The sequence below is a fragment of the Streptomyces colwelliae genome (assembly GCF_048158785.1).
In the GTDB taxonomy this organism is placed as follows: Bacteria; Actinomycetota; Actinomycetes; order Streptomycetales; family Streptomycetaceae; genus Streptomyces.
The window spans coordinates 1-5,024 of record NZ_JBLTJC010000561.1; the positions used below are offsets into that span (position 1 = coordinate 1).

3 protein-coding genes are annotated in these 5,024 nt (G+C 71.7%); 1 reads left to right on the forward strand and 2 read right to left on the reverse strand.

Features of this window, described 5'->3' with window-relative positions:
• Positions 1-219: 219 nt before the first annotated feature.
• Positions 220-3,492 carry a bifunctional lysylphosphatidylglycerol synthetase/lysine--tRNA ligase LysX gene (gene lysX / locus ACNFOC_RS50795; RefSeq protein ID WP_416965766.1) on the reverse strand — a complete coding sequence of 1,091 codons (3,273 nt, stop codon included), beginning with the start codon at positions 3,490-3,492 and terminating at the stop codon, positions 220-222.
• A 90-nt stretch (positions 3,493-3,582) separates the two neighbouring features.
• Between lysX and ACNFOC_RS50800 the strand changes: the two genes are divergently transcribed.
• Positions 3,583-4,044, forward strand: a complete 462-nt coding sequence (locus ACNFOC_RS50800; RefSeq protein ID WP_416965767.1) for a universal stress protein — start codon at positions 3,583-3,585, stop codon at positions 4,042-4,044.
• A gap of 54 nt (positions 4,045-4,098) precedes the next feature.
• Here the strand turns inward: ACNFOC_RS50800 and ACNFOC_RS50805 are convergent, their stop codons facing one another.
• Entirely contained in the window at positions 4,099-4,914 is an 816-nt protein-coding gene (locus tag ACNFOC_RS50805; RefSeq protein WP_416965768.1) for an alpha/beta fold hydrolase, read from the reverse strand.
• Positions 4,915-5,024: the final 110 nt, after the last annotated feature.

Genomic DNA, 5,024 nt, shown 5'->3' on the forward strand with positions numbered 1-5,024 from the left:
GCGGTGACCCGGGCGGGGGCGTCGTCCGAGAGTCCGGAGTACAGCAGACCGGCGGTGCCGGCCGCCCCGACGGCAGCGGCGCCGGCGAGCAGGGCCCGTCGGCGCGTGAGCAACTGATCCTTCTTCATGACTCATCAGTCGCCCGCGCGAGCCCCGGCGCCCCACGGCGACACCGGCGCGGCGGCAGGAAAACACCCGCCCGGCCCAGTGTTCGCGCGCTCAGCGGCGCCGGACGAGGGGGAACGGCAGCGTCTCACGGATCGTCAGACCGGTGAGGAACATGACGAGTCGGTCGACGCCGATGCCGAGTCCTCCGGTGGGCGGCATCGCGTATTCGAGCGCGTCGAGGAAGTCCTCGTCCAGCTCCATCGCCTCGGGGTCTCCCCCGGCGGCGAGCAGCGACTGGGCGGTGAGGCGGCGGCGCTGTTCGACGGGGTCGGTCAGCTCGGAATAGGCGGTGCCGAGTTCCGTGCCGAAGGCGACCAGGTCCCAGCGTTCGGCGAGCCGCGGGTCGGTGCGGTGCTGGCGGGTGAGCGGGGAGACGTCGGTCGGGAAGTCCTTGTAGAAGGTGGGCAGCCGGGTCGGTTCCTCTACCAGCCGCTCGTACATCTCCAGTACGACGTCCCCGCGGCCGTCGTCGGCGCCGTACGGCACACCCGCACGGTCGCAGAGCCGGTGCAGGCGGGCCAGTTCGGTGTCGGCGTCGATCTCCTCGCCGAGCGCCTCGGAGATCGCGCCGTGCACGGTCTTGACCGGCCAGGTCCCGGAGATGTCGTACTCCTCGCCGTCCTTCCGGGCGACGGGCGAACCGAAGGCGGCGGTCGCGGCACCTTGGATGAGCTCTCGGACGAGGTCGAGCATCACGTCGTAGTCGGCGTACGCCTGGTAGGCCTCCAGCATCGTGAACTCGGGGTTGTGCTTGTAGGAGACGCCCTCGTTGCGGAAGGTGCGGCCCATCTCGAAGACCTTCTCCAGGCCGCCGACGCAGAGCCGTTTGAGGTACAGCTCGGGGGCGATGCGCAGATAGAGGTCGAGGTCGTAGGCGTTGATGTGGGTGGTGAAGGGGCGGGCGTTGGCGCCGCCGTGGATCTGTTGCAGCATCGGGGTCTCTACCTCCAGGTAGCCGCGCTCCAACAGGCCCTGGCGCAGGGCCTGTACGGCGGTGGAGCGGGCGCGGACGACGTCACGGGCGGCGGGGCTCGCGACGAGGTCGAGGTAGCGCGTGCGGACCTTGGCCTCGGGGTCGGTGAGGCCGCGGTGTTTGTCGGGCAGCGGGCGCAGGCACTTGCCGGTGAGCTGCCAGGAGGTGACGAAGACGGTGGGCTCGCCCTGGTCGCTGGTGCCCGCGCGGCCGGTGGCGGTGATGTGGTCGCCGATGTCGGTGTCCGTGACGAAGCGGTCGAGGCCGGGGCCCGACTCGGCCCGGGTGAGGGCGAGTTGGTGGTCGCCGGACCAGTCGCGCAGGGTGAGGAAGACGATGCCGCCGAGGTCGCGCACGAGCATCACCCGCCCGGCGACGGTGACTTGGTCCCCCTCGCGGACCTCGGCGAGGGTGTGGGTGCGCTGGGGGACGCCGACCGGGTAGGGGTCGATGCCGGTGGCGCGCAGGCGGTCGAGTTTGCGGTGCCGGACGCGGACCTGTTCGGGCAGGCCGCCCTCCGGGCCGTCGGCCTCGTCCTCGTTGTCGGGGCCGAGCGCCGACAGGGGCGGCAGGTCCGCGGTGCTCGCGGGCCGCGGCCCGCTCTTCTGGTGCCCCTTTCCCCAGAGTTGGCGCAGCGACGGTACGGAGACGAAGCCCTCGGCGATGCCGGAGGCGAGGCTGATGCGGGCCAGGGAGGCGGTCTCGCCGTAGCAGATGAAGCGGGGGTACCACTCGGGGTGGTACTTGGCGTTGGAGCGGTAAAGGGCCTCCAGCTGCCACCACTTGGAGAAGAACAGCAGGAGGCGGCGCCAGAGGCGGAGCACCGGTCCTGCGCCGATGCGGGCGCCCTCCTCGAAGGCCGAGCGGAACACGGCGAAGTTGAGGGAGATGCGGTGGACGCCCAACTTCGGTGCTGCGGCGCAGAGTTCGGCGACCATGAACTCCATGACCCCGTTGGGGGCGGTGCGGTCGCGGCGCATCAGGTCGAGGGAGACGCCGTCCGTGCCCCAGGGGACGAGGGAGAGCAGGGCGAGCAACTTGCCGTCCTCGCCGAGTGCTTCCACGAGGAGGCAGTCGCCGTCGGCCGGGTCGCCGAGGCGGTCCAGGGCCATGGAGAAGCCGCGTTCGGTCTCGGTGTCGCGCCAGGCGTCGGCGCGGTCGACGACCTCCTCCATCTCCGTTTCGGTGAGGGTGGCGTGGCGGCGGATGCGGCAGGTGGCACCCGCGCGACGGACGCGGCCGACGGCCTGGCGGGTGACGCGCATGTCGCGGCCGGCGAGGTCGAAGTCGGCGACGTGCAGGATGGCCTCGTCGCCGAGTTGGAGGGCGCCGAGTCCCGCGCGGGCGAAGGCTTTCGCCCCGTCCTCGGAGGCGCCCATCACGGCGGGAGCCCAGCCGTGGCGGCGGGCGAGGTCCAGCCAGGCGGCGATGGCGTGCGGCCAGGCCTCGCGATCGCCGACCGGGTCGCCGCTGGCGAGGCAGACGCCGGCCTCGACACGGTAGGTGACGGCGGCCTTGCCGCTGGGCGAGAAGACGACGGCCTTGTCGCGCCGGGTGGCGAAGTAGCCCAGGGAGTCGTGGCCGCCGTAGGTCTTCAGGAGGGCGCGGATGCGGTCCTCCTCGTCGCCGTGGAGGGCCGCTTCGAGGCGTTGGGAGCGGAAGAGGACGGTGGCCGCGTTGAGGAGGGCGAGCGCGCCGAACAGGCCGAGGAGGAAGAACAGGGCGCGGGGCGGGCGGCCGTCGAAGGAGCGGCCGGAGACCAGGCCGCCGCAGACCCTGTCGGCGGCCCATCCGAGGTGCTGGCTCGTGGGCAGGGTGCCGGGGAACAGGGCGACCAGTCCCCAGCCGGCCAGGATCGCGACGGCGAGCCCGACGAGGAGGACGGCGAGGGCCCGTCGTACGGCCGCGCGGCGGGAGGCGGCGTAGAACTGGCCGCGCGCCACGATCAGCAGGACCAGCAGCAGGGCGCACACGATGAGCGACGGGAGGGACTCGGCGTACAGGCCCAGGGCTACGCCGAGGGCGTCGGTCAGGACCAGCAGGCCCAGGTAGACGACGACCAGCCACCAGGCGATCTTCTTGCGGGCGGCGGTCGCGGCGGCGAGCAGGAACAGGAAGACCGCGTAGGCGAGGTTGGCGCTGACGGGCACGATCAGCAGGTCGAGGAAGCGGACCACCGGGCGCAGCACGCGGCGCAGCGGGGCGATGAAGGCGAGCAGGACGCAGAGCAGGCCGAGGGCGCCGAAGAAGGTCGCGAAACCCTCGGGCACTCTGCTGAGGAACCCGTTGCCGGGTGGCCGTATCGGACCCTTGGTGTCCTTGGCTCTCGCGCCCTCCACCGTGGCAGTCATGGTTCCGACTGTAGGAACAGGGCGGGTGGCGCGCCCGTCGAGGGCTCCCGGGAGGGTTCAGGACCTGCGGGTTCCGATAACCTCACGGCCGTGACGGAACAGCACTCAACTCAGTTCGAGCGGGGCACGGACGGGCCCAAGGTGATCGTGGCCGGAGTGGACGGCTCCGAGTCCTCGTTCCGGGCCGCGGCATATGCCGCAGGCCTGGCCAGGCGTCAGCACGCGCTGCTCGCCATGGTGTACGTGCAGCCGGTGCTGGCGGCGGGCGCGGCGATGGGGGCACCGGTCGCCGACACGACCGACGAGATCGCCGAGGACCTCGTCGCCCAGATCCGGCACGAGACCGAGCGCGTGAAGGGGATATTCGACATCCGCTGGGAATTCCACACGTTCCGCGGCGACCCCTACGGCGGCCTGGTCAAGGCCGCCGACGACCTCAAGGCCGACGCGGTCGTCGTGGGCGCCTCGGAACAGGCGGGGCACCGGATCATCGGGTCGGTGGCGGTGCGGCTGGTGAAGGCGGGGCGGTGGCCGGTGACGGTCGTGCCGTAGACCTGGGTCCGCGGTGGGAGCCGGCCTCGCCGAAGGCCGCGGACCCGAGTTCCGTCAGAGTGCGCGGAGGAAGTCCGTGAGGATCTCGTTGAACGCGTCCGGCTTCTCCATGTTCGGGTAGTGGCCGACGCCCTCGATCGTCACGGCGCGGCCGTTCGGGACCGTGTCGACGAGACGGCCCGCCATCGCGATGCTGTCGGGCCAGTCGGCGGCGCCGTGGACCGCCAGCACCGGCATGTCCAGCTTCGGGACGCGGGACCACGGGTCGGTCAGCGGGACGTACCAGTCTTTCTCGCCCGGCGTGTGCTTCGAGATCGTGTGTGCGGTCAGTTCGCGCAGGCGCCGCAGGACCGATGGGTCGACCTCGGCCACCGTGCGGCGCGGGCCCGCCACCCCTTGCGTGAACTGGTCGAGCCAGCCCGCGATGTCACCGGTGGCGAGCAACTGCCCGGCGCGGGCCGTGTGTTCCAGCAGCTCCGGGTCCTTGTACTCGAACGCGCTGGTCCCGCCGCCGCTGACGACGATCGCGCGGACCAGTTCGGGGGCCTCCAGCGCCGTGTCTGTCGCGACGCCCGCCCCCATGGACAGGCCGACCAGGACCGCGGGGCCGAGGTCCAGGTGGCGCAGGAGGCCCGCCAGGTCGTCGGCCCAGCGGAACGGTTTGCTCGCGTTGGCCGAGAAGCCGTGGCCCCGGATGTCGGGCGCGATGACGCGGAAGTCGGCGGCGAGGACGGGCAGTTGGTCGTCGAAGACCCGGTGGTCGGCGAAGCCGGAGTGGAGGAGGACCACGGGGGTGCCGGTGCCCACGTCGCGATAGGCCAGGTCCCCGTCGGCAGATGCGAAGAAGCTCAGTTCCGGAGCAGCTGTCATGACAACCAAGGTGTCATCTTCGACGAGGGTTTGGCAACCCAGGTGTCATGATGTGTTCGTGAACGACTCCGCTCCCCCGGTGCGGATACCCATGACGACGGGGTTGCCGA

Bases quoted from the DNA above. Each gene is read 5' to 3' on its own strand.
- lysX (WP_416965766.1), bottom strand. From the start codon at position 3,492: ATGACTGCCACGGTGGAGGGCGCGAGAGCCAAGGACACCAAGGGTCCG.
- ACNFOC_RS50805 (WP_416965768.1), bottom strand. From the start codon at position 4,914: ATGACAGCTGCTCCGGAACTGAGCTTCTTCGCATCTGCCGACGGGGAC.